The organism is Billgrantia bachuensis, assembly GCF_011742165.1.
GTDB lineage: Bacteria > Pseudomonadota > Gammaproteobacteria > Pseudomonadales > Halomonadaceae > Halomonas > Halomonas bachuensis.
In genome coordinates, this window is record NZ_JAAQTO010000047.1 from 13,656 (window position 1) to 34,923 (window position 21,268).

Genomic DNA, 21,268 nt, shown 5'->3' on the forward strand with positions numbered 1-21,268 from the left:
CCTCACTGGTCGGCTTTTAGGAAATCAACCAGCTCTGCCAGGCTCCCCTGCACTACCTCACCCTCAAGCAGTGGACCACGATAGTCCGGCTCGGCAGCGACGACAAAGCGTCGCTCAGCACCGGCACCATAGGCGGTATCGAAAGCTTTGGCCTGCTTTTCGAGCCGTTCGATGGCTTCTACGGCCTGGTCTTGACCGCTAACCGGGCGCAAGAACGACACTGACAGCGAGCGGGGCTGTTGTTCACCCTTTTCGGCAAGCAGATAGCTGGCATGAGCGCGAGAACCAAAGCTGTTCTGCTTGCCCTTGGGCGAGGTTCTTGCCGCAGCTTCGACCAGAGCGGCAATCGCCCTGTCGGCAAGCTCGGTGTCACCCTTCAGGTTTTCCACGAGCTGGTTGCGGTCGATGCAGACGTAGCTGTAAAACAGCCCCGCCCCATAACCGGCCTCGCCGACGTGAGCAGCACCGCGATGCTCATTTCCCGTATTGAGATCATCTACGGCAGTGAAATAGTCATCTTCTACTTCAGCAGCGTGCACGGTAATGGCATGAGCCACCTGGCAGGCTGCTTCCACATTGAACTCAGGAACCGCGGCCAGCATGCGGCCGAACAATGCAATATCGGCAGCTGTAGGCTTATGTCGCAACAAGTCGAGGTCTTCCTTTTCAGGCGACCGCTTTTCATTGGCAAGGGTATCGACCAACGCATCGACTGCTGCCTGCTCTTCGGGGCCGATGTGTACGAGCTGGCTGGTTTCCAGCTCGCCCTTGGCCACCTCACCGAAGACTTTGGCAATATCGGTTGCCCATTCGCGAGCCTCTTTCTCCTTGATACCTTTTGCGAGCAGCTGCTTTTCGGCCTCGAAACCGATGCGCTTGGTACGGTAACCACGATGTTGACCGATGGCCTCTTCAAACAGCGCCGAGGTGCGCCATGCGCGCTTGAGGCTCTGGGAAGAGACACGAAGGCGCTTGGCACCGCCCATGATGGCAGTCTTGGGACGGCCCAGATCGTCACGATTGAGATTGGCCGGTGGATAGGAAGTCAGCAGGTGCAGTTGGATGAAGTGGCTCATGTGTCAGCTCCCTGTTTCTTAATAGAGGTTCGATTAGTCGTTATCGCGCTGGTATTGCAGTAGAGCGCCGAAGTAGTCATTGGCCCACTGAAAGGCCAGGCGTTGTGAAGGTCGGCTGGCAGCCCAACCTTGCGACTCGCGCCACCTTTCAGCCCACCAGAGGGCAACGTTATCCGCGAGGTAGACCGCACTGACATCTCTCTTGTCGATCAGCGCCAATGCGCGACGCAGATGAGTAATCAGCTCCTCGGGCGAGCGACAGGCCAGCAAGCGTTGGAAGCGCAGCTCACTCATATGAGGCTTCCCAGTTTCTTTCTTCTGTTTGCCCAGCTGGCTACCCAAAGTGGCACCGGGGCTTTCGGCCCTTACCTCGGCCAGCACTAGCGCGATGCATGCCCAGGTTTGCAGCCGATGATGCTTCTCTCTTTCCCCTTCAGGCGCTGGCAACCGGCGCCATAAAAGCCGAAAACCTTCGGTCAGCATGGCGGCCTCCGCGGTATCGCAACGCCTGAGCGTGGCCCGCACGCCCTTTGGCCACGGTGGTGTATCACTGAAGGCCTTCAGTTCTGCTGCCGGCAGGGTCAAACGCTGCCACCAGCAACGCACCTGAAAAGCCTCGTCCACACTAATCGCGAGCAGCCGCTCTTCCGGTACCAGTCGGGCTTCACTTACCGCCTCAGCGGTCGTCGCCTCACTCATGACATCCTCTCCGTTGCCTTGTTTTTTTGGTCAGCCGTTAGGCTGAAGCCTCCCTCTTTTGCAAATTGCTGAATGAACTTGCTCCCCTTGCTTCGCCCAGAGAGCCAGGCCAAGAGATTTCGCCGTGCCTGGATGATACGGCGCATATCCAACTCTTCATGGGGGCCGCTGAGAGACAGAAGTTCGAACAGGCGAAGCGATTCTCGCCTCAAATCGACATACCAGCTTTCAGCGACGTGAGAAGGCATGTGGATGTCTTGCCCGTTCTGAAGAGCTTGACGCAGTGCGAATAGATTTCGAAAGAAAGCAGCCTCGGTCGCATCGTACAGTTGCTCATCGATGCTACTCATATCGCCCTTGGCATCGGCAGGACGAGAAAACCAGGCACCTTTTATCTGGTAGCGCAGCATCCAGGCGACTTGGCGCGCAAGCTCGGTAAAGGCCTGCACCCAGCTCCTGAATATTTCCTCGTGCTTGGGTGGAATGGCTATCAGCGGCATCTCGACACCATACCAACAGCGGGGCTTCATGTTGTCCATGTCATAGCCAAAGGCCCAAAGGCGCACCTGTTTCAATAGCCGCTCGTCTATGTCCCCTTCGCGCTGAGCTTCTTCGCTCGCCGGAGCCTTGCCATGCAAATAATCGTGCACAACTGCGGCTGGCAGTGCTCCACTCGACTCCGCATCCTGCAGCACCAGATGCGACCAGTGGCGGTAGCCCAACCCACCTGGCTGACCTTTCTGCGAGAGCGGCGGCTCGTTCGGTTTCTTGGGATCCTGCCGGTAGGGTGTCAAAGGGTGCAGCCAAGGACCGTCATAGTTGGCACCATAATTCTTGGCCCGGATCTCCCGAACGAAGCGCGTCGTCTCTCTTCCGCACAGATCACACTGACACGCACCATTCTCGAAGAGCAGGCGGAACCGGCGTGGCATGGCCCAATAGGGATGCAAAGGATGTACTTCGTCCGGCGTCACAACGGCGCCCTTCTTATCGCTGACACGAGTTGGCCCCATCCAGGGAAAGAGCGTGTCGTTCTCGGGCTTGGCTTCGAGGTTGCGCCCGCCTGCTCCAACAACCGAAGCCGTAGGCATGACATTCAGCCAAAGCCGCTGCCAGAGCGTGGCATCCGCTCGCTCGGGCAACACCAGAGTCGTTAGCGGCCCACCACCCCGTAAACCCACGCGATACCCCGCCCCACCAGACGGTGCATTGATCTGCAAAGTGAAGAGAGCAAGCGCTGCACAGTCGGAGCAGGCGACTTCGACACGCCCACGCTTGGTGAAATGATCGGTGTTGAGCTTGATACCGTTGGCACCGGGGGAGTCGATCAGCAGCCCTGCGACCGGTGAGGGATTGGCCTCCTCAAGAAGATCAAGATCCTGCATGAAGCGCGGCCCATCGCCATCCAACTCGAAAGCGGCTGACAGTGGCGAAAAAGCGCTTGCTAGCTCCTCGATTGCCGGGGGTTCCAGATATCGATTCAACCAGTCGTCGTGACTCTTGGGCGGAAGCGCCGTCTGCAATAGCCCGATCAGAAACTGATAGGCCGCGCCTTGAAAGTCGGCTCGAGGCAGCGCCAGATCGAGAATATCCGGATCGGCGATAGAGGATGGGGAGTGATAGTTAATCCCCCCATCTCTGGTTCGCATGGGTAGCCAATTAGCTCTGATTAGGTTCACCGTGCCTCCTCCTTTAGTCCCGCCGCGTTAAACTGGCAACCAAATGTCCTGTCATAACCCGCTGTACCGTCCTCTTCGGCCAACCAGGGCTGCACGAAGCGCAGCGCTTTGTAGTGCTCCTGCAAGGCTTCCCATTGGGTCTGGTAGCTTGCTGGCAGCTCCACCAGTTTCTTGGCCTGGCTCTGGCGCAGCTTGAGCTGGCTGAGCATGTCGGCATGGCGCTCGCCCTCGGCCCATAACGTCAGGGTGCCCATGGCATCACGCTTGAGCAGCGCCACGTTGACGGTAGGCTCGTCGATCAGCCGGGTACCGATCTCTTGCTCTTCCTGCCATTTGTGGCGATCCCAGACATATCCCGCCTCCAGCTCCAGTGCGCTGTAGAAGGCCTGAGACCCGGCAATTTGCTGCTGTCCTCGCTGCACAATACGCGCCTCATGCAAGCCATCCGGTACTTGGTCGATCACCACCCCATACACAGCCTCAATAAGCTCACGTGCCTCTTCCGGCATGCGAATCGCCTCGAGCTGCCGAAGCACACGCTGGGTTAGCCATAGGAGTGAGGTATCCCGATAAACCGCCTGGGTGCCGGGCAGCGCACGCTTCACCCACTGGGCATCGGGCTCTTCCTCCCATGCTGGCGCCAGCACTCGCAGCACAGGCAGGCGGCGCGGGCCACGCTGGTGACGTTGCAGCCTCCCCGCGCGCTGAATCAGCAGATCGATAGGCGCAAGATCGCTGATCATCAGATCGGCATCGCAGTCGAGCGACTCCTGAAAAACCTGCGTAGTTACAACAACTTGACCTTCACGAGCATCAGATTTAGACGCCTTACCGAAGCGACAGAGAACATCGGACTCGATGCGCTGACGGTCCAGCATGGCGAAGCGGCTATGGAATAGCAGGCACCGCTCAGGTTGAGGATGGCGCTCCCGAATCGCCTCGTAAGCACGGATGGCGTCATCCACCGTGTTGCGCACCCAGGCAACGCACTCACCGTCCTCAACGGCTTCCATGACGATATCGAGCGCCTGCTCCTCCTCGGTCAGCCATTCCACGCCGACCCCACGCGATACCTCGGGACGCGAATCGAGGGAAACTTCACGAACGGCTGCACCGGAAACTTGGGTCAACAGAGGGAAATCACGACCCTCAAGCGAACCCGGGGGCAGGTTCAGCCCCTCCTGCCAGGCCGCTACCAACGCTTGCCGCATCGCTTGCGGCAAGGTAGCGGTCAGCAAAATAGCGCTGCCACCCTGACGGGCATGATGACTCAACAGCCGACTGAGCAGCGTCTGCATGTAGTGGTCATACGCATGTACCTCATCGACGATCAGCACTTTACGGGCCAGCCCGAAGAGCCGCAGCGACTGATGACGAAACGGCAGGACTCCCATGAGCGCTTGATCGATGGTGCCAACCCCAACCTCCGCCAACAGCGCCTTCTTGCGGGAATCGGCAAGCCAGCGGTTGCATTGCGCTGTGGCAGAGGCTTCGCCAGGACCATAGTCGAGATCCAGCGGCTGCGAGTTGTCGATGGCAGCCGAGAACGACTCGTTCAAGCGGCTGGCACCATGAGCCAGCACGAACGAGGGATTGGAATCGGGCGTGTAGAAGCGGCGATGCAAGGAGCCAAGCCGTTCGTACATGGCATTCGAAGTCGCCATGGTGGGCAAGGCGAAATAGAGCCCCTCGGCGTGACCGGCAGCCAGCAGGCGTTGCGCCAGAATACAGGCGGCTTCCGTCTTGCCGGCCCCCGTGACGTCCTCGAGTATGAAAAGCTGGGGCTCAGACGGTATTGATAGTAACTCAGCCTCTTTCTGCAACGGCGTGGGTACAACTTCGCGACCGTCGAACCAAGCCTCGAGGCCAGAGTAAGGCAAGGGTGTGAGTGGCTGAGTAAATCCTGCCTTTCGTAGAGCCGTCTCCGCCCTAGGCACCGCGCAGCATTCCCAATACTCGGCCAAGGACATCCGGTCCTGGCAGTAGTCGAAGTGCTCCTGGTTCGAACCCAGCCAGTCGCTGAGTGTCGCCCACCCCGAGATGGTCCAGCTCAACGACAGGAAAGATGTTAGCCACTCTTCCGATAACAGCTGCTCAATGGGCCAATCGACATCAATCAAGTCGGCCCACTCGGCAACGAAGAGTTTTGCGGACTCCACATCACTGACGTGTTCATCTGAGCCAAAGAAAACCTCGAGACGGAGCTGGTCCGCTTCGACGGGCTGGCCATGGTGGCCAAAGAAGGGATTCACCAATGCTTTGATTGCGTTACGCCGCCGCTGCCTTTCCCCAAGATCAAGCGCGACTTCCGGCCAGTGCAATACTCCTTCATCCAGCCAGTCGAGCCAGCACTCACGCCATAGCAAAAGACCCAGCCGGTCATGGCGTACGGTGTATTCGTACCGCTCGATGGGCGCAGCCAGCTCTACCCCCTCGGGTCGTGCCAGCCCTTGGAAAGTACGGGAGAACTTGCCGAGATCGTGCAATCCCAACAGGAAGACGAAGAAACTGCGCAGCGCCTCGGGCGACATCTCGAGCCGTGCCGCCAACAGCTGCGTCAATGGTCTCTCCGGAGCAAGCAGGTGCCAACCGACGGCAGCCACGTCAAGGCTATGGTAGGGCAGGAGATGACAGCTTGCGCCTTGCGAGCCTGGTTTCGCTTTCCCCCAATAGAGCCAATAGGTCACCGGCGAACTCCCTTTCGTTTGTCGTTCTCACTGCCGTCCATGTAATCACTTGTTAGGATGGGTAACTAGTGATGTATATCAAACCAGCGTACCAGGCAGCCCGGTCAGCCAATCGTCCGCTCATGTTCGCTGAGTCCACGGAGAAGGCCCATGACGGAATCGACCCCACTGCCGTGGGATACGCTGGCACGTTATCGACTGATCGAAGTGTTGGCGCTATGGGAAGGCAAGGTGGCCGCCTCGCAGATAGGACGAGCTTTCGATATTGGCAGGCAGCAATCTCAGAAAATCCTCCGCCAATACAGGATATTGGCGCCTGACAATCTTATCTATGACGAATCAAAGAAAGGGTTTGTACCCACGAATGACTTCAAAACGCGCTTTACCCAAGGTCGGGTCGAAGAGTACCTACATCTGCAAGGAGCGAATCATCAGCTCGACTCACCGTTTACGGGATTGAGCTTGGGGGCAGCCAACACCGAGGCCCTGCCGATGCCCAGCCGTGAGATCTCTCCCTTGGTGGTAAGAGAAATCGTCAAGGCTGCTCGACAAGGTTTGAGGCTGGAAGTTAATTACGCTTCGTTTTCCAACCCTCAGGGTGAGGATCGTATTCTTGTGCCGCATACGCTGGTATTCGCCGCCAACCGCTGGCATGTCCGAGCGTTCTGCGAGAAACACCTGCAGTACCGTGATTTCGTACTGAGTCGATTTCGTGATGTGCCGGAGCCTTGCGGCAGCATGCTAGACAATCACGATGGAATGCACGATGCCGATTGGCATACGCAGGTAGAGGTTCGGCTGATTCCCGATCGCCGACTGCTGGAAGTCGAGCGCTCTCTAATTGCCAGGGATTACGGAATGGAAAACGGGGAGCTGGCACTGACTTGTCGTGGCCCACTCGTGCTGTATGCCTTGAGGGAGATGGGCCTCAATCCTCAGCACAGCGAAGTCAACCCGCGCGCTCAGCAAGTCGAAATAGCCAACCGTGAAGAACTGACCAGGTGGATACGCTGGGATTGAGCTTTTTCACGCCGGTAGCAAGCCTCAAACTACCTCCGCCACTTCCTCAAACGCCAACCTTGCCCCTCTTGCCCGCTGGCTTTCGGGGTCGCCTGCGCCCAGGTTGACCAGGAAGTTGCTCTTGTAGCGGCCGTCGGGGAAGAACTCCTCGTCGACCATGGCGTTGTCGAAGCCGCTCATGGGGCCGACGTCCAGACCCAGCATGCGGGCGGCGATAATCAGGTAGGCGCCCTGCAGGGTGCCGTTGCGCCAGGCGGTGTCGCTGGTCGTTTCGGGGTTTTCGGCAAAGCGCTCGCGGGCGTTGGGCGAGCTGGGAAACAGCTTGGGCATGTGTTCGTAGAAGCACGTATCGACGGCGACGATCACGGTGACCGGGGCTTCATGAGCCTTGTCGCGGTTGGCTTCGGAGAGCGCCGGCAGCAGGCGCGACTTTCCCTCTTCGCTCATCACGAAGACGTAGCGGGCCGGCTGGCAGTTCATCGAGGTGGGGCCCCACTTCAACAGGTCGTAGAGCCGGCGCAGGGTGGCCTCGTCGACGGGCTCCGGCCGAAAGCCGTAGTGGGTGTGCGCTTGGCGGAAGACGGTATCGAGCGCGGTGTCGTCGAGGGGCGGTCGCATGGGGTCTCCTGCTGCAATGGGGTTTTGGCCCCTGTGGCCGTGCCTGGAAGTGATCGCCTCGTATCACATGACATGATGCGCTGCGGGCAAATTTTCGGAGAAGTAGATTTCCATGGCCACCGGGGCCATGTCCGCCTGTTCACCTGTCGCCGCGGCAATGGCTCGCGAATAGATCAGGTCGGGGCTCTGGGTGATGACGGCATCCATCGTTCCATCGAGTAGCATGCTACGAGTATCGGGCGTCAGTCCATGACCTATGAAACAGATATCGGCATCACGTCGCGATTCACGCAGTGCTCGTCCGATGCCATCCGACGCACCGCCCACGTTGTAGATGCCCACGATATCGGGATGCGCTTCCAATAGGCGGCAGGTGTTCTGGTAGTTCTCGTCACGATTGTCGTGCCCTTCGTGCGGGCCGATCACGCTCAGGTAGGGGAAGTTCGCCTCCGTCAGGGCGAGAAACCCCATCTCGCGCTCCATGTGAGCACGGTAGGCCCGGCTCGCCGCAATGAGCGCCAGCTTGCCCGAGGTGACATGACAGAACCGCCCCATGATCTGGGCGGCGGTGCGCCCCGCAGCGAAGTTGTCGATACCGAGATAGAGGTGCCGGTTCGAGCTTGGCAGGTCGGAAATGATGGTGATGATGCGTTTTCCCGCCATCACGAGTTCGTCGATGGCCTGCCTCACTCGTGGATGGTCGATGGCCATGAACACGACGGTATCCGCGCTTCTGCCGTAGCGCCTCAGCGCCTGCACCAGCGCATCGGGGTTGAAGCTCTCGATGAAGTGGCTCCTGACCTTGACCGGCCCGGGCGAGAGATCCGCCAGTTCGCGCACGCGCGTATTGAGCCCGGTGAGATAGGGGTTCGTTCCCCTGGGCAAAAGAAAGACCACCTTGGCGAAGCGCGGGCCTAGCCGTTTGCTCAACTCCTCCTCATCCATGTAGCCGATGTGCACGGCCGCTTCGAGCACCCGGCGCAGCGTGGCCTCCCGCACGCCAGGGCGACGGTTCAGAACGCGATCCACTGTCGCCGTCGATACCCCTGCCATGGCGGCAATATCCGGTATCAATGGCCGTTTTCCATCAAAAACCATCAAAAAGTCCTCATTGCCCCTGCGGAGGATCCTGCCCTAGCCTTGAGAATCGTAGGGCACGAACATCATTACCTACAAATAAATAAAAAAACATCATCCGGAGAACGTCATGCTTAACAATATCTACAAGCTCGGCCGCCTGACGGCCGTGGCAGGTGCGCTGGCCGTGAGCGTTGGTACGGCGGCGGCCCAGGAAGTCACCCTGCGCTACGGCCACATGCACACGCCGAACTCGATCGCCGGCATGCAGGCCGAGTGGCTGGCCGAAGCCATCGCGGAAAAGACCAACGGCGAGGTCGCGGTCGATATTTTCCCCAATTCGCAGCTCGGCAAGCTCCAGGAGCTGGCCGAAGCAGTATCGACAGGATCGATCGCCATCTCCCACAACACGGCAGGTGCGATCGGCTCGCTTTACCCTCCCTTCGCCGCGTTCGATACGCCCTACCTGTACCGCGACATCGACCACTTGATGGCGGTGATGGATGTAGATTCGCCCGTCATGCAGGAGCTCAACGAGGGCCTGGTTGACGCTTCCGGGGTGCGCTTGCTCTACGCCTTCTACTTCGGCACCCGCCACCTGACGACCAATCAGGAGATCAAGTCGCCGGACGATCTCGAAGGCGTCAAGATTCGGTCCATTCCCTTCCCGATCTATATGACCACCGTCGAAGGAATGGGCGCGGTTCCCGTTCCCGTGGATTGGGCCGAAGTGCCCACGGCATTGGCAACCGGTGTGGTCGAAGGCCAGGAGAACCCGGTCAACGTGGTCGTCTCTTCGAAACTGAATGAGGTGCAGAGCCACATGATGCTGACCGGCCATATCAGCGCCGCCCAGGTCATCGTCATGAACGACGACACCTGGCAGTCGCTGACGCCCGAGCATCGGAACGCCATCACCGAAGCCGCCGCCGAGGTTCGCGAGCGCGCCACCGCCGCCATGCTGGAGGCGGAAGCCGAGGATTTTTCCTCCCTGCGCGAAGCGGGCATGCACATCGTCGGCCCCGAGGATGGCCTGGACATCGAGGCGTTCCGCACCCGCGTCAGTGATCGTATTGCCGAGGAGTTCACCGCGCAGTACGGCGAGTTGTACGAGCAGATCGCGGCCGTTGACTGAACCATGAACGAGCACAAGCCGATTGTCGGGCGAGCGGTTACCTGGCTGACCCAAGCGTGCCTTGGGGTGGCGATGGGCCTCCTGGTCCTCATTGCCGTGCTGATCGTGACCCAAGTTGTGGCACGCAACCTGTTCGACACTGGCCTACCCCGGGTCGACGAGGCGGCCCGCTTTGCCGGCATCGCCATGGTCTATCTTGCCGCCCCGTTTCTGCTGCTGCGCGGCCAGCACGTGGCGGTCACGCTACTGGTGGACCTGCTGCCCCGGCTGGGGCGCCGGCTCTGCCTAGTGGTGGGCGAACTGGCAACGCTGGGGTTCTGCGTTCTGACGCTGTACGGCTTCTATCGCTTCCTTTTGCGTGCGGGGCGCTTCGCCACGCCGGCAATGGGCATGCCGAACCTGTGGTTCTACATGCCTGCGCTGGTTGGGCTGGTCTTACTCGCGGTGGTGGCCGCCTACCGCCTCGGCCTGTTGGCGAAGGGCAAGGAGGTCGAGGAATGACCGTTACCCTGCTCATGCTGTTCGCCCTGGGCCTGCTCATCGGCGCACCGGTAGCCGTCAGCCTTGGCCTGTCGGCGGGGCTCGTCATCCTGATCCATGACCTGCCGGTAACGGTGCTCGCCCAGCGGGCCGTGAACACCCTCGACAGCTCGCCACTGCTGGCTGTGCCGCTGTTCATACTGGCTGCCTCGCTGCTGGGTGCGACGGGTGTCACGACCCATCTCTTCGACCTGCTGCGCATGCTCGTGGGGCGAATCCGCGGTGGCATGGCCCACGTCAACGTGCTGGTCAGCCTGATCTTTTCCGGCATGTCCGGGGCGGCGCTGGCGGATATCGGCGCGCTCGGTGGCATCCAGATCCGCCAGATGGAACACCAGGGTTACAGTCAACGCTTCGCCTCGGGCATTACCATTGCAGCGGCCACCATCGGCCCCATTTTTCCGCCCTCCATTCCGCTGATCATCTTCGCCACGGCCGCCGAGGTGTCGACCATCCGCGCCCTGCTGGCAGGCGTGGTACCCGCCCTCGTGGTGGCCGTGGCACTGATGATCCAGGTCGCGGTGATGGCGCGCCGGCATGACCTGCCGCGCGATGACATCCGGCCCACCCTGCCCGCCATTCGGCGCAAGACGTGGATCTCGCTGCCCGCACTGCTCGCCCCCGTGCTGCTGGTTGGCGGCATGATCAGCGGCTTTTTCGGCCCCACCGAAGCGGCCGGGGTGACGGTGGCCTATGCCGTGCTGATCGGGTTGCTGATCTATCGCTCGCTCACCCTGGAGGGCTTCATCGGCTGCACGCGCGAAACGGTGCTGGCCACGGCCAACGTGCTGTTCGTCGTAGCGGCGGCGGCGCTCTTCGCCTGGGTATTGACGATGGATCGTGTGCCGGCACGGGCCGGGGCATGGCTACTGGAGGTATCGGAGAACCCGCTGGTCCTGCTGCTGATCCTCAACCTGCTGCTGCTGGTGGTCGGCATGTTCCTGGAGGCCATCGTGGCCATCCTTATCATTGCGCCCATCGTCACCCCGGCGCTATTGCAGGCAGGCGTTCCGCCCGAGCAGCTGGGTGTGGTCTTCGTGCTCAACCTGATGCTCGGGTTGCTGACACCCCCGGTGGGAATGAGCCTCTACATGGTCTCGATCATCACCAAGATGCCGTTGCAGTCGGTCATCCGCGGCGTCGCCCCCTTCTACCTTTCCCTTTTCGCAGCCCTTGCGCTGGTAACGCTGGTTCCCGGCCTTTCCACCTGGCTGCCCAACCTTGTCATGAAGTGAGATTCCATGAGCAGACATCTCGGCGCGATCCGCCAACTGGGGTACGTGGTAACGGATATCGAGGAAGCAATGGACCATTGGTCCCGGGTCATGGGCGTCGGCCCGTTCTTCTACAATCCGCGCGTGCCGATAGAGAACTACACCTACGAGGGTCAGCGGTACGAGGTTCACAACTCGGTCGCCCTGGCCAACTCGGGATTCATCCAAGTCGAGCTGATCCAGACCCGTAACGATGCGCCATCGATGTATCGCGACTTCCTCCAGGCAGGGCGCACCGGGCTCCAGCATGTGGCCTTCTGGACCGAAGACTACGACACCGATCTGGCCGCCATGGAGGCCCAGGGGTTTCGCGTCAAGATGAGCGGCGAGGTCGGCGTGAACGGGCGTTTCGCCTACTTCGATCGCGAGTACCATCCCGGCACGGTGATTGAGCTCTCCGAAGTACGTGGCCCCAAGGGCGACATGTTCCGCCTGATACGCGAGGCCTCGCAGGACTGGAACGGCAGCGACCCGGTCCGCCCCTTCCCCTCGCTCGCCAGGAACAGCGCATGATTCGCGCCTCGTATCTCTTGGAAACTCCGCTCGACCCTCAGGCGGTAGCGGAGATGATGGCCGGGGAGCAGAGCTCGGGAACCTTCGTGCGCGTGGAGGGCGAGACCGAAGCGCTTCGGGCTCGGTTCGGGGCCCGCGTCGTCAAGGTCGAGGTGCTCGACGAACGCGAACATCCCAGCCTGCGCAGCGCCTACCTGGAGCGCAAGGGTGTTCCGGGCCCATGGCGCCGCATCGCTGTGGAGATCGACTACCCCGAGGAGAACGTGGGCCTCAACCTGCCCAACCTGGCGGCCACAGTGGCCGGCAACCTCTTCGATCTGGGCGAGGTGACGGGGCTACGGCTCACCGGGCTGACCCTGCGCCCCGAGTACCGCGACCGCTACCCGCTGCCCCGGCTGGGCGTGGCCGGCACGCGCGCGGCGCTGGGCGTTCAGGAGAGACCGCTGTTCGGTACCATTCTCAAGCCCAATATCGGTCTCTCCCCCGAGGAGACCGCCGATCTGGTCGAGCGGCTGTGCGAAGCGGGGGTCGACTTCATCAAGGACGATGAAATCGCCGGCAACCATCCCCATGCCCCGGTACGTGAGCGAATCAGCGCGGTGATGGCGAGGGTGCGCCGCTGGCGGCAACGCAGCGGGCGCGACGTGATGATAGCGTTCAACATCAGCGACGAAGTGGATGCCATGCGCGGCCACGCCGAGCACGTCGAAGCGGAGGGAGGCAGTTGCGTGATGGCCAGCCTCAACTGGTGCGGCCTCTCGGCGATGCAAAGCCTGCGCGCCTCGACGCCGCTGGCCATCCACGGTCATCGCAATGGCTTTGGCGCCTTCGCCCGCCACCCGGCGCTCGGAATCGACTTTTCCGCCTACCAGGTGCTGTATCGCTTGGCGGGAGTCGACCATCTGCATGTCCACGGCATGGGCGGCAAGTTTGCCGACCTGACCGAGGAAGTGGCCCAGGCGGCGAAGCTCTCGCTGCAGCCGCTCGGAAATACGGACGACCGGGTGATGCCGGTATTCTCTTCGGGGCAGTGGGCGGGCACCCTGCCGGCGACGCTGACGGAAACCGGCAGCGCCGATTTCATGTTCCTCGCCGGTGGCGGCATCCTGGCACATCCCGACGGAGCCGCCGCGGGCGTCAGGAGCCTGCGCGAAGCCTGGGAGGCCATACAGGCCGGCGAACCGCTGCAAGCCCCCGGGCGCCCGGCGCTCGCGGCCGCGCTCGACTTTTTCGGAGCCCGCTAGGCATGCGCTACGTATTCGTTGCGGATGATTTCACCGGAGCGTCCGATACGCTCGCCACGCTGAGCCGGGCGGGCCTGCGGACGCGGCTCTACCTGGCCCCACCCACCCTAGCGGAAGTGCAAGACCTCGACGCCTTCGGTATCGCAACGGCATCGCGCAGCATGGAACGGGACGCCTTGACCGCCACCATGCAGCACATCGCCGAAGCCCTGAAGCCCCATGCGCCAGAGGTCATCCATCTCAAGGTCTGCTCGACCTTCGACAGCAGCGCTGCCGTTGGCAACATTGCCACTGCCATGAACGTGCTGAGCGAAGGCCTGGCCCCGGCTACTACTGTCGTCCTGGGCGGCCAGCCAAGCCTCGGTCGCTACTGCCTGTTCGGTAACCTGTTCGCCAAGGGAGGCGATGGCAACGTTCACCGGATCGACCGCCACCCCGTCATGCGGGATCACCCCGTCACTCCAATGCGCGAAGCGGACTTGCGTCGCCATTTCGCCAACCTGGGGCTGCCGAACCTGGCGCTGCTCGATCTCCTGGCGCTGCGCAGCGGCGGCCTACTGCCCGATAACCCGGTGCTGTGTGACGTATTGGACGAAAGCGACCAGCGAGCGCTCAAGGAGCGTCTGGCGAGCTCACCGTTTCCCCAGCTCTGGGTCGGACCGAGTAGCGTAGCCGAGACCTGCTTTCCCGAAGCCTCTCCACCTCAGTTGCCGGACTCCTTGCCCGGACCATTGCTGGTTTTCGTCGGTAGCCGTTCGCCCGTGACCGCTGCCCAGGTGGCAGCCGCCACCGGATTTACCAAGGTCGTCATTCCCGCCGGCACCCTCGCGCACCAGCCTGACGAACCCTATCGCAGGCTCCGCAAACTTCTGGCTTCGGGCAGTCATGTGCTGGCGGTGCTCGACGAAGACCTGAACCACGGCCTATCGCCTGCCGACATGGCGCAGCGCTCCGCCGAGCTGCTGGCCCGTTTGATGGCCGAGCATGCAGTCGGCACGGTGCTGGTGGCGGGGGGCGACACCTCCAGCCTGGCCATTCACGCCCTCGCCCCACGCAGCATCGACTATACGGGGCAGCTGTCAGCGGGCGTTGCTATCTGCTGCGCCCACTTCACGAATGGCGGACGGCTACCTGTCATTCTCAAGGGCGGCCAGATGGGCGGCATAGACTTGTTCGACCAGGTTCGAGCCATGGTTCAACGGGAACCGCGGTGACATGGCGGCTGGCGGCAGCGCACGTACCCGCTCAGCCCCGCCGGCATTGAGGAATCCCGCGAAGCCGACCCAGGCCAGATAGGGCACGAGCAACCAGCCGAACAGAGTCGCCAGCGATAGGCGAGATGCGGCGGTCATTGGGCACCTCCTTTGCGGCCAGGTATCGCAAGTGGACGAGGCGGTTGCGGGAACCCTGCACCATACTCTAAACCAGAGTAACGGCACTCAGGGAACGCCCGGACGGCGCAACGCCATGACTCTCCGGTTTGACGATTTCGAACTCGATACGGCGCACTATGAACTGCGTCGGCACGGCGAGCTGTGTCGTGTGGAGCCGATGGTGTTCGATCTGATCAAGCATTTCGCCCATCATCCGGATCGGGTCTTCCGCCGCGAAGAACTGATTGAGGCCGTATGGGCGGGGCGGGTCGTCTCGGATGCCACGGTCGCTTCCTGCATCAAGCAGGCACGTCGCGCGCTGGGTGATAGCGGGGATACCCAGACCTACATCCGGACGGTTCGCGGCCGCGGCTTCCGCTTCACCGCAAACGTCACCGAAACCGACGATGCCGCACCAGGCCGGCTCGCGATCGCCACCACCCCGTTCAGCTGCGACGACCCTTCTCTGCTCATTCTTCCGCTGCGCGCGCTGGCCGACACACCGGAACTGGTTCGGTTCGCCGATGCGATGACCGGCGAGTTGAGTTCCGTTCTCACGCGAATACCGTTGCTGCGCCTGAGCGCACGGAGTGGGCATTATCTCGACCGTCCGGTGACGCCGGCAGCGCGCGAGATTCACGAGGCACTGGGGGTCGATTACATCCTGGAAGGCAGCGTACAGGCTTGGCTCGACGAGGGCGCAGATCGGATTCGCGTCACTGTGCATCTGGCCGATGCCAGGGCCGGCTTTCGTCTGTGGGCCGAGACCTTCGCGCTGGCCGGCCCGGTGTGCGAGGCCCTTGATGTCGGCGTGCCCATGATCATCGCCAAGCTGGAACCGCAACTGCACCGAGCCATCTATCACACGGTGTGCAGCATCGATGGTGAGCGCAGCGCACGTCAGCTCTATCTCGAGGCCAGCGGTATTCTGGCGCTACAGGGCTGGCACCATGAGTCTTTCTCGGTCGCGGCCGACCTCCTGCGGCGCAGTTGGCGGCTGGAGCCGGGATTCGCCCTGGCGGCCGCCCATCTCTCGCTGGTTCGTGGCCTAGGGCACCGCTTCGGCCTGATGAGCGATCGCGAGCAGGCCTGGGCGGAAGCGCTCGATGCCGCCGAATGCGCATTGCAGCTCGACAGCATGGACTCGACCGTACTCGGTTATGCCGGCTGCGCGTTGGACGATATCGGTTACCCCGACCGTGGCGTGCCGATACTGCGCAAGGCCCTGGAGCTCAACCCCGCCAACGCACAGGCCTGGGCGGCACTCGGTTCGGCGTACCTGGCCTGCCATCGCCTGGACGAAGCGGTCGTTCACCTGCGCCATGGCATTCGCATCAGCCCGCTCGACAGCCGGCTGTCGATCTGGGGTGCGGTCCTCGCCCTGGCCTACCTGCTCCTTGACGATCGCAGCGCTGCCCGCGAGCAGGCGGAACTGGCCTGCCAGCGTGACGACCGCTGCTACATGCCTCGTATCGTGCTGGCCGTCATTCACCGGCTCGATGGCAGGCAAGACCTGGCGCGCAGGGTCCTGAGCCAGGCCTACCGCATCAAGCCCGACCTGACGTCCGAGCAGATCGTGGCACTGGTCGGACAGAAGCATGGCAAACGTTTGCTGGCGCTGTAGTACCGCCACGTCCCCGCCACGTAAATACCCGCAAATCCCCACGCAACCTTCAAGCCGGCGACTGCGGCACCGCATAGGCTGAGCTTGCCGTTCGGCTGCGCCTCAAGGTCACCGACGGCAACGATATGACAAACCACCAAAGGAGTTTTGCCATGACACTCTCTCCCTCGCTCGATTCGCCGGTGGCCAGCCCCGACTACGCGGCGATCAAGGCCAAGCAACAAACGGTTTGGGGCGCCGGTGACTATGCACGTATCGGCGTCACCCTGCAGATCGTCGGCGAACAGCTCTGCGAAGCCATGGATCTGCATGCCGGGCAAACCGTGCTCGATGTGGCCGGCGGCAACGGCAACGCCTCGCTGGCCGCAGCCAGGCGTTTTTGCAAGGTCGTCTCTACCGATTACGTCGAGACACTGCTGGCCAAGTCTGCCAAGCGTGCCGAAGCGGAAGGGCTGGCAATCGACTACCAGACAGCGGATGCCGAGGATCTGCCGTTCGCCGATGCCACTTTCGACAACGTGATCTCCACTTACGGGGTTATGTTCACGCCCAACCAGGGCCAGGCCGCCGCGGAGCTGCGCCGCGTGTGCAAGCCCGGTGGCAAGATCGGCCTGGCCAACTGGACTCCGGGGAGCTTCATCGGTCAGCTGTTCAAGGCCGTCGGCCGCTACGTAACGCCGCCGGCGGGGGTGAACTCCCCGGCTGCCTGGGGCACGCGAGACTTCCTCGACACGCATTTCGGTCCGTATGTGCAGTCGATCGAGGCCCAACCGCGGTACTTCACTTTCCGCTACCAGTCGCCCCAGCATTGGCTGGACGTGTTCAGCACTTACTATGGGCCGACACTGAAGGCGTTCGAAGCGCTGGATGTCGAAGCCGGCCAGGCGCTGCGCGGGGAGATCCTCGCTCTGATCGACTCTCGGAACCGCGCCACCGACGGCACCATGGTGGTGTCATCGGAGTATCTTGAGGTCATAATCACGCGGTAGTCGGGCGCGCTTGCCATTGCCGGGAACGCCATTTTGGCGCTCCCGGCTTTCGTCTTGTGCTGTAATGACAACGAACATGTATCTCCATGGCCTGACAAGGAATCCCTCATGCCCCGTTGCCGTTTGCTGCCTTTCGCGTGCGCTGCCTTGATGCTCTTCGCCTCTCCCTTGGCTTTGGCACAATCCACAGAGCGCGAATACCAGGCCTACGAGGACGCCTTGGCCCGTGGCGAGCGCCAGGCCAGCGTATGGCAGTACGGTTGGGCCGGGGTCTATGCCACTTCATTGGCATTCAATGGTTATCAGGCCAGCGAGGCGGACGACCGCGACGACCGTTACGATGCCCGCGTGGGCGTGGTGAAGTCGGCGCTGGCGCTGGCCGGCACGCTGATGGATGGCCAACCGCACCCGGCCGCCTACCGCGAGTTGCGCGAGGGCGATGGCAATATCGACAGCGCCCGCCGGCTGTTGCATGCGGTGGCGGAGGAAGAGCGCCAGCGCCGCAGCCTGCGGGCACGCCTGGGTTCGCTGGCGATCAATGCCGCTTCAGGGCTGCTGATCGGCGTGGGCGACGGCCGCGGCCGCGACGGAGCGATCAACTTCGCCACCGGCATGTTGATCAGCGAGCTGCAGTTGCAGACTCAGCCACGCCAAGCCTCGGTGGCGATAAACCGCTTCAAGCCGGCGCGGGTCTCGCTGGGCGATATTCACCTCGAAGGCGAGTATGCCCTGCTGGTAGCGCCCAATCAGTTGGGGGTCGCGCTGCGCTATTGAGAGGAACGGCTGAACGGCCAACGCCTCCTGGCATGGGTATTGAGAAAGCGGCCACTTGGCTTGCCTTGTTTTGTTATGATATAACATTTCCCCAAATAGCAGCCTGACACTCCCCATGATCGACACGCTTCTCTGGTGGCTCACGTCACCTTTCGAATACGCCTTCATGCGCCGCGCCCTGGCGGCCTGTCTGGCGCTCTCTCTCACGGCGCCGATTCTCGGCGTACTGTTGACGCTGCGCGGCATGAGCCTGATGGGCGAGGCGCTGTCGCATGCGATCATGCCGGGCGTGGCCATCGCCTTCTTGCTGGCCGGATTTTCCCTGCCGCTGATGATGCTTGGGGGCGTGCTGGCGGGTCTGGTCACCGTGGCGCTTGCCGGTGGCGTAACGCAGTTCAGCGGCCTCAAGGAGGATGCCGCCATGGCCAGCCTGTTCTTGATTGCCATGGCCGGCGGGGTGACCATCGTCAGCCTTTCGGGCAACGCCCTGGATCTCGGCCATGTCCTGTTCGGCAGCATACTGGCGGTGGATGGCCCCACGCTGGGACTGGTGGCGCTGGGCAGCAGCACGGTCCTGGTGGGCCTGGCGATCGCCTTTCGCGCCTTGGTGGTCGAGTGCCTCGATCCGCTGTTCCTTACGCTTCAGGGGCGACACGCCGGCTGGACGCACGCGCTATTCATGGTGCTGGTCGTGATCAGCCTGGTGATCGGCTTTCAAACGCTAGGCATTCTTATGGCGGCCGGGTTGATGCTGCTGCCCGCCGCGGCGTCGCGCTACTGGAGCCAGCGGCTCGAGGGCATGATCGCCATCGCCATCGGCATCGCCCTGGCGTCCAGCGTGGTGGGGCTGCTGGTGTCCTACCATGCTGGCCTGCCTTCCGGCCCTTCGATTATCCTGCTGGTGGGGCTGGGGTACTGCGCGTCGGTCGTTCTGGGCCCCCATCGTGGGTTAAAAACCGGCATCCGTTGGCCGAAGCGCGTCGTGCCGTCGCGGCAGGCCGGGCAGTTACGCTGACATGGTTCCCTTTTGCGTCGAATTCTGGATACTGCCGCCCTTGGATCGGGCGGTGACTGTCACCACCTTGTCGCAATGAAGACTCCCCCTTTGTCGGGCGTCTTGTTATGTTATATCTTAATTGGTTTTTGCGAGGGCCACTCATGGCACACCGCACGCATCGGCATCGCCCCGAGGGGCCGTGTCATTTTTCGTTGATGTCGCTTTCCGCCACGCGCCGTCTGTTGCTGGCTGCCGCGCCGCTGTGCGTACTCTGGCTCGCCGTCTCATGGGCGGCAGGGTGGTGGGGCTGATGGCCGAGACGCACGCGTCACGCCTGGAGCTTCACGATCTCCAGCTGGCCCAGGCCAACCGCACCGTGCTCGAGCACGTAAGCGGCCGTTTTCGCGACGGCGCAATCACCGCCCTGGTGGGCGCCAACGGCGCCGGCAAGAGCACCCTGATCCAGGGCATCATGGGCATGCTGCGCCCGGTGAAGGGCAAGGTGCGCTGCACCGTGCCCAAGGAGCGGCGCGCCTGGCTGCCCCAGCAGTTGGCGCTGGACCTCACCTTTCCCATGAGCGTGGAAGAGCTGGTGATGACCGGCAGTTGGCCGAGCCACGGCGCGCTCACCGGCTATTGCGCCCGCCACTACCGCCGTGGCCGCGAGGTGATGGCGCGCCTGGGGATCTCGCACCTGGCCCATCGCCCGCTGGGCGAACTCTCCGGCGGCCAGCGCCAGCGCGCACTGATCGGCCGCACCCTGATGCAGGAAGCCGAACTGCTGCTGCTCGACGAGCCCTTCGCCAACGTCGATGCGGAAACCGTCGAGGTGCTGATGACGGTACTGCGTGACATGGCGGCCGAAGGCGCCACCATCATCGTGGTCCTGCACGATATGGAACAGCTCGCTCGACTGGCGGAGGAAGTCGTGGTGTTGACGGGCGGTCACGCTCGCTGGACCACCGCCCAGGCCGTGCTGCAGAGCCAGCCTGCCAGCGTCGGTTCGGCACGGCTCGCGTTGGGCATTCCGGGGGTCGATGCATGATGGAGCTGCTTTACGAGTGGCTGATTGCGCCCTTCGATTACGGTTTCATGCGCCGCGCGGCGGTGGCCGGCCTGGCCCTGTCGCTGGCCGCTCCGCCCATTGGCGTGTTCCTGATGCTGCGCGGCATGAGCCTGATCGGTGACGCCATGGCTCATGCCATTCTGCCCGGCGTGGCACTGGGCTTTCTGCTGGCGGGTTTCTCGCTGCCGATCATGAGCCTGGGTGGCGTGCTGTCGGGGCTGTTGATTGCGGTGCTGGCGGGCAGCGTGTCGCAAATGACCGGGCACAGGGAGGACTCGGCCATGGCCAGTTTCTTCCTGATCTCGCTGGCGGCGGGGGTCATGCTGGTCTCGCTGGGTGGCAGCAGCGTCGATCTCACACATGTGCTGTTCGGCTCGATCCTGGCGGTGAACTCCACCGCGCTGGTGCTGATCGCGACGATCAGCAGCGTGATCGTGATCACTCTGGCGCTGATCTTCCGCGCCCTGGTGGTCGAATGCCTCGACCCGCTGTTCCTGCGCGGCCAGGGCATGCAGGGCAGCCTGGTGCACGGCATCTTCCTCGGCCTGGTGGTGCTCAACCTTACCGCCGGCTTCCAGACCCTTGGCACCCTGATGGCCGTGGGCCTGATGATGCTGCCGGCCACCACGGCGCGCTTCTGGAGCAAGCGCCTGGAGGGGCTGATTACCGTCGCCATTCTGCTGGCCGCTGTCGCCAGCCTCGGCGGCCTGCTGCTCTCCTACCACCTCAGCGTTCCCTCGGGGCCGGCCATCATCCTGCTGGCAGGCGCGGGCTATGTGCTCTCCGCGCTGCTCGGCCGCCACCATAGCCTGAGGGCGAAACTTCAGCGTCATGCCGTACCCCTCGGCGCACCAGAACCGCACTGAGTAAAACACTAACACCT

21 protein-coding genes are annotated in these 21,268 nt (G+C 62.5%); 14 read left to right on the plus strand and 7 right to left on the minus strand.

What is annotated here, in order from left to right:
* Positions 1-2: 2 nt before the first annotated feature.
* From cas7e to cas3, 4 genes are read right to left on the minus strand one after another with little or no spacing between them, the layout of a single operon-like run.
* Entirely contained in the window at positions 3-1,076 is a 1,074-nt protein-coding gene (gene cas7e, locus HBJ55_RS16375) for a type I-E CRISPR-associated protein Cas7/Cse4/CasC (RefSeq protein ID WP_167117347.1), read from the minus strand.
* Positions 1,077-1,109: 33 nt separating this feature from the next.
* Positions 1,110-1,775, minus strand: coding sequence for a type I-E CRISPR-associated protein Cse2/CasB (gene casB / locus HBJ55_RS16380; RefSeq protein ID WP_167117351.1), 666 nt, complete (start codon positions 1,773-1,775; stop codon positions 1,110-1,112).
* On the minus strand, positions 1,772-3,454 hold the full coding sequence (gene casA / locus HBJ55_RS16385; protein ID WP_167117354.1) for a type I-E CRISPR-associated protein Cse1/CasA: 1,683 nt from the start codon (positions 3,452-3,454) through the stop codon (positions 1,772-1,774). The genes casB and casA overlap by 4 nt, the downstream gene beginning before the upstream one ends.
* The gene (gene cas3, locus HBJ55_RS16390; protein WP_167117357.1) at positions 3,451-6,141 is read right to left on the minus strand and encodes a CRISPR-associated helicase Cas3'; all 2,691 of its coding nucleotides are present in this window, start codon (positions 6,139-6,141) and stop codon (positions 3,451-3,453) included. Before cas3 ends, casA begins: the two co-directional genes overlap by 4 nt.
* 150 nt (positions 6,142-6,291) lie before the next feature.
* Between cas3 and HBJ55_RS16395 the strand changes: the two genes are divergently transcribed.
* Complete coding sequence (locus tag HBJ55_RS16395) at positions 6,292-7,161, plus strand: WYL domain-containing transcriptional regulator (protein ID WP_167117360.1); 870 nt, start codon at positions 6,292-6,294, stop codon at positions 7,159-7,161.
* 24 nt (positions 7,162-7,185) lie between these two features.
* Here HBJ55_RS16395 and HBJ55_RS16400 read toward each other — a convergent pair whose 3' ends face one another.
* Both HBJ55_RS16400 and HBJ55_RS16405 read right to left on the minus strand, forming a co-directional pair.
* Positions 7,186-7,779 (minus strand): malonic semialdehyde reductase, encoded by a 594-nt coding sequence (locus HBJ55_RS16400; protein ID WP_167117363.1) that lies wholly within the window; start codon positions 7,777-7,779, stop codon positions 7,186-7,188.
* A 63-nt stretch (positions 7,780-7,842) separates the two neighbouring features.
* Complete coding sequence (locus HBJ55_RS16405; RefSeq protein WP_167117366.1) at positions 7,843-8,877, minus strand: LacI family DNA-binding transcriptional regulator; 1,035 nt, start codon at positions 8,875-8,877, stop codon at positions 7,843-7,845.
* A 109-nt stretch (positions 8,878-8,986) separates the two neighbouring features.
* On the opposite strand from HBJ55_RS16405, the gene HBJ55_RS16410 reads away from it, so the two are divergent.
* The 6 genes from HBJ55_RS16410 to HBJ55_RS16435 are packed head-to-tail and all read left to right on the plus strand — an operon-like array spanning position 8,987 to position 14,776.
* The gene (locus tag HBJ55_RS16410; RefSeq protein WP_167117368.1) at positions 8,987-9,991 is read left to right on the plus strand and encodes a TRAP transporter substrate-binding protein; all 1,005 of its coding nucleotides are present in this window, start codon (positions 8,987-8,989) and stop codon (positions 9,989-9,991) included.
* A 3-nt stretch (positions 9,992-9,994) separates the two neighbouring features.
* The gene (locus HBJ55_RS16415; protein WP_167117371.1) at positions 9,995-10,492 is read left to right on the plus strand and encodes a TRAP transporter small permease; all 498 of its coding nucleotides are present in this window, start codon (positions 9,995-9,997) and stop codon (positions 10,490-10,492) included.
* Positions 10,489-11,766 (plus strand): TRAP transporter large permease, encoded by a 1,278-nt coding sequence (locus HBJ55_RS16420; RefSeq protein ID WP_167117374.1) that lies wholly within the window; start codon positions 10,489-10,491, stop codon positions 11,764-11,766. Before HBJ55_RS16415 ends, HBJ55_RS16420 begins: the two co-directional genes overlap by 4 nt.
* Before the next feature lie 6 nt (positions 11,767-11,772).
* Entirely contained in the window at positions 11,773-12,318 is a 546-nt protein-coding gene (locus HBJ55_RS16425) for a VOC family protein (RefSeq protein ID WP_167117376.1), read from the plus strand.
* Positions 12,315-13,562, plus strand: coding sequence for a RuBisCO large subunit C-terminal-like domain-containing protein (locus HBJ55_RS16430; RefSeq protein ID WP_167117378.1), 1,248 nt, complete (start codon positions 12,315-12,317; stop codon positions 13,560-13,562). Before HBJ55_RS16425 ends, HBJ55_RS16430 begins: the two co-directional genes overlap by 4 nt.
* Before the next feature lie 2 nt (positions 13,563-13,564).
* Positions 13,565-14,776 (plus strand): four-carbon acid sugar kinase family protein, encoded by a 1,212-nt coding sequence (locus HBJ55_RS16435; protein WP_167117380.1) that lies wholly within the window; start codon positions 13,565-13,567, stop codon positions 14,774-14,776.
* On the opposite strand, the gene HBJ55_RS16440 is transcribed toward HBJ55_RS16435, so the two are convergent.
* Positions 14,690-14,914, minus strand: a complete 225-nt coding sequence (locus HBJ55_RS16440) for a tryptophan-rich sensory protein (protein WP_167117382.1) — start codon at positions 14,912-14,914, stop codon at positions 14,690-14,692. The two genes, HBJ55_RS16435 and HBJ55_RS16440, sit on opposite strands and share 87 nt — an antisense overlap.
* Before the next feature lie 115 nt (positions 14,915-15,029).
* Here HBJ55_RS16440 and HBJ55_RS16445 point away from each other — a divergent pair, with 115 nt between their 5' ends.
* The 7 genes from HBJ55_RS16445 to HBJ55_RS16475 all read left to right on the plus strand — a co-directional run bounded on the left by HBJ55_RS16445 (position 15,030) and on the right by HBJ55_RS16475 (position 21,251).
* Entirely contained in the window at positions 15,030-16,559 is a 1,530-nt protein-coding gene (locus HBJ55_RS16445; protein ID WP_167117384.1) for a winged helix-turn-helix domain-containing protein, read from the plus strand.
* 152 nt (positions 16,560-16,711) lie between these two features.
* Positions 16,712-17,548: a class I SAM-dependent methyltransferase gene (locus HBJ55_RS16450; RefSeq protein WP_167117385.1), complete on the plus strand. Its 837-nt coding sequence runs from the start codon at positions 16,712-16,714 to the stop codon at positions 17,546-17,548.
* Positions 17,549-17,656: 108 nt separating this feature from the next.
* Positions 17,657-18,322 carry a hypothetical protein gene (locus tag HBJ55_RS16455; RefSeq protein ID WP_167117387.1) on the plus strand — a complete coding sequence of 222 codons (666 nt, stop codon included), beginning with the start codon at positions 17,657-17,659 and terminating at the stop codon, positions 18,320-18,322.
* 115 nt (positions 18,323-18,437) lie between these two features.
* On the plus strand, positions 18,438-19,337 hold the full coding sequence (locus HBJ55_RS16460) for a metal ABC transporter permease (RefSeq protein WP_167117389.1): 900 nt from the start codon (positions 18,438-18,440) through the stop codon (positions 19,335-19,337).
* A gap of 143 nt (positions 19,338-19,480) precedes the next feature.
* Positions 19,481-19,630, plus strand: coding sequence for a hypothetical protein (locus HBJ55_RS16465; RefSeq protein ID WP_167117391.1), 150 nt, complete (start codon positions 19,481-19,483; stop codon positions 19,628-19,630).
* Positions 19,630-20,364, plus strand: coding sequence for a metal ABC transporter ATP-binding protein (locus tag HBJ55_RS16470; RefSeq protein ID WP_167117393.1), 735 nt, complete (start codon positions 19,630-19,632; stop codon positions 20,362-20,364). The genes HBJ55_RS16465 and HBJ55_RS16470 overlap by 1 nt, the downstream gene beginning before the upstream one ends.
* Positions 20,361-21,251 (plus strand): metal ABC transporter permease, encoded by an 891-nt coding sequence (locus HBJ55_RS16475; protein ID WP_167117395.1) that lies wholly within the window; start codon positions 20,361-20,363, stop codon positions 21,249-21,251. Before HBJ55_RS16470 ends, HBJ55_RS16475 begins: the two co-directional genes overlap by 4 nt.
* Positions 21,252-21,268 lie beyond the last annotated feature (17 nt).

Bases quoted from the DNA above. Each gene is read 5' to 3' on its own strand.
- cas7e (WP_167117347.1), bottom strand. From the start codon at position 1,076: ATGAGCCACTTCATCCAACTGCACCTGCTGACTTCCTATCCACCGGCC.
- casB (WP_167117351.1), bottom strand. From the start codon at position 1,775: ATGAGTGAGGCGACGACCGCTGAGGCGGTAAGTGAAGCCCGACTGGTA.
- HBJ55_RS16395 (WP_167117360.1), top strand. From the start codon at position 6,292: ATGACGGAATCGACCCCACTGCCGTGGGATACGCTGGCACGTTATCGA.
- HBJ55_RS16400 (WP_167117363.1), bottom strand. From the start codon at position 7,779: ATGCGACCGCCCCTCGACGACACCGCGCTCGATACCGTCTTCCGCCAA.
- HBJ55_RS16405 (WP_167117366.1), bottom strand. From the start codon at position 8,877: ATGGTTTTTGATGGAAAACGGCCATTGATACCGGATATTGCCGCCATG.
- HBJ55_RS16410 (WP_167117368.1), top strand. From the start codon at position 8,987: ATGCTTAACAATATCTACAAGCTCGGCCGCCTGACGGCCGTGGCAGGT.
- HBJ55_RS16415 (WP_167117371.1), top strand. From the start codon at position 9,995: ATGAACGAGCACAAGCCGATTGTCGGGCGAGCGGTTACCTGGCTGACC.
- HBJ55_RS16420 (WP_167117374.1), top strand. From the start codon at position 10,489: ATGACCGTTACCCTGCTCATGCTGTTCGCCCTGGGCCTGCTCATCGGC.
- HBJ55_RS16425 (WP_167117376.1), top strand. From the start codon at position 11,773: ATGAGCAGACATCTCGGCGCGATCCGCCAACTGGGGTACGTGGTAACG.
- HBJ55_RS16430 (WP_167117378.1), top strand. From the start codon at position 12,315: ATGATTCGCGCCTCGTATCTCTTGGAAACTCCGCTCGACCCTCAGGCG.
- HBJ55_RS16435 (WP_167117380.1), top strand. From the start codon at position 13,565: ATGCGCTACGTATTCGTTGCGGATGATTTCACCGGAGCGTCCGATACG.
- HBJ55_RS16440 (WP_167117382.1), bottom strand. From the start codon at position 14,914: ATGACCGCCGCATCTCGCCTATCGCTGGCGACTCTGTTCGGCTGGTTG.
- HBJ55_RS16445 (WP_167117384.1), top strand. From the start codon at position 15,030: ATGACTCTCCGGTTTGACGATTTCGAACTCGATACGGCGCACTATGAA.
- HBJ55_RS16450 (WP_167117385.1), top strand. From the start codon at position 16,712: ATGACACTCTCTCCCTCGCTCGATTCGCCGGTGGCCAGCCCCGACTAC.
- HBJ55_RS16455 (WP_167117387.1), top strand. From the start codon at position 17,657: ATGCCCCGTTGCCGTTTGCTGCCTTTCGCGTGCGCTGCCTTGATGCTC.
- HBJ55_RS16460 (WP_167117389.1), top strand. From the start codon at position 18,438: ATGATCGACACGCTTCTCTGGTGGCTCACGTCACCTTTCGAATACGCC.
- HBJ55_RS16465 (WP_167117391.1), top strand. From the start codon at position 19,481: ATGGCACACCGCACGCATCGGCATCGCCCCGAGGGGCCGTGTCATTTT.
- HBJ55_RS16470 (WP_167117393.1), top strand. From the start codon at position 19,630: ATGGCCGAGACGCACGCGTCACGCCTGGAGCTTCACGATCTCCAGCTG.
- HBJ55_RS16475 (WP_167117395.1), top strand. From the start codon at position 20,361: ATGATGGAGCTGCTTTACGAGTGGCTGATTGCGCCCTTCGATTACGGT.